This window comes from Dissulfurispira sp. (assembly GCF_036745535.1).
Taxonomy (GTDB): domain Bacteria; phylum Nitrospirota; class Thermodesulfovibrionia; order Thermodesulfovibrionales; family Dissulfurispiraceae; genus Dissulfurispira.
Window position 1 is genome coordinate 1 of record NZ_DAIOFX010000174.1, and the last position, 1,577, is coordinate 1,577.

Genomic DNA, 1,577 nt, shown 5'->3' on the forward strand with positions numbered 1-1,577 from the left:
TTGGCTAAATCCAGTATCATCAGTTCGTTTCCTTTGTCTTGAATCCTGCTATTGAATCTCTTAACTCCTCCGATATCTTTGTCAATGTGTTTACCTGATGCATAACGTCATCCGCCATCTTCTCTATATCCTTTGATATGGCTGATGTCTTTTCTATGTTCCTTGCCACTTCCTCAGATGCAGCAGACTGCTCGTCAACTGCCGTTGCTATCTGTGTTATCTGGTCTCTGACCTTCTGTACTGCCATGACTATATAATTTAATGAATCCCCTACCTGTCTTATGTAATCTGTTGCCTTTGTGACTTCTTCGGATGCTTCTTCCATGGATTTCATTGTCTGTTCGGACTCTGACTGCACGGTGTTTATCTTGTCCGTTATCTCTGTTGTTGCCTTCACTGTCCTTTCTGCAAGCTTCCTCACCTCATCTGCAACAACCGCAAAACCCCTTCCCTGCTCTCCTGCACGGGCTGCCTCGATGGCCGCATTAAGCGCTAAGAGATTTGTCTGGTCTGCAATGTCTTTGATTACTGTTACAATGTCCCCTATCTCAGAAGCACGATTGTTCAATTTCTCCACCATTGTGGCAAGCTCTACAGTCGATGCGTAAACCCTGTTTACTGTCTCTACTGCGCCGTCTGCTATATCCTTGCCTTTTCCTGCTGTTTCCATTGCCTCGGATGATGACTCCGATGCCACAGATGCATTTCTTGCTATGTCCGTAATTGTCTGGCTCATCTCCTCTGCTGCTGTGGCTATCTGCGATGCCTGACCCGATTGGTTCCTCGCTCCCTCCGATGTCTTATCCGCTCTCGCCCTTAATACATCCACTGCGGATACCACATTATTAGCAGATGTGAGTATGCTGTTTACTATATTGCCCAAGGATATAACCATTGTTTCCATCGCGCGTGAAAGGGCATTTATCTCATCTCCTCCTGTTCCGCACGTGACATCTACCTTGAGATTGCCCTTTGAAATCTCTTTTACATCCTCTGTGAGTTTCTGAAGGGGCGATGCTATTTTTTTCTTGCTCATCATCCATATGCCTGCCAGTATAATGAGGTTTAACACAAAGATGATTGTCTGTATTGCCTTAAGTGTTTTAACCTTGCCTTCCGATACTTCTGCAAAGATAGTGGTTGCCTCATCTGTGAGTTTCAAGAAGTTTTCGCTTTCTTCAAAGAGGGCTTTTAATGCCGACAGGTCGTTTTTTGCCTTCTCGATTACCTCTTTGTATTTCTGCCACGATGCCTCAAGCTCTCTCATTTTTGAAAGAGCCTTTTCATCTGCTGCCTTTGGTAGCTTCCACTCTGCATCGCCGTTTATCAGACCTTTTACTATTCTGTCGAGTCTGTCCGTGTGTTTTTTTATTTTGTCTTCTGTATCCATTCCATGATGCTTTGCAAATACGTATTTTGCAAGCCTCTGCGATATTGCCCTCTGCCTGCCGGAATAATTGACCACATTGCCGTCATCAGCCATCCTGTTCAATTGCAAAAAAACCGATGCCGTACTGATTAAAGAAAAACTCAACAATACTGCAACTGCGATTTTAAGACTCGTGCTGATCTTCATA

Annotated in this window: 1 protein-coding gene; it reads right to left on the minus strand. The window is 44.4% G+C overall.

Going from position 1 to position 1,577, the window contains the following annotated elements:
- Positions 1-19: 19 nt before the first annotated feature.
- A partial coding sequence (locus V7L97_RS12600) for a methyl-accepting chemotaxis protein (RefSeq protein ID WP_333656529.1) occupies positions 20-1,577 on the minus strand: 1,558 nt, incomplete at its 5' end.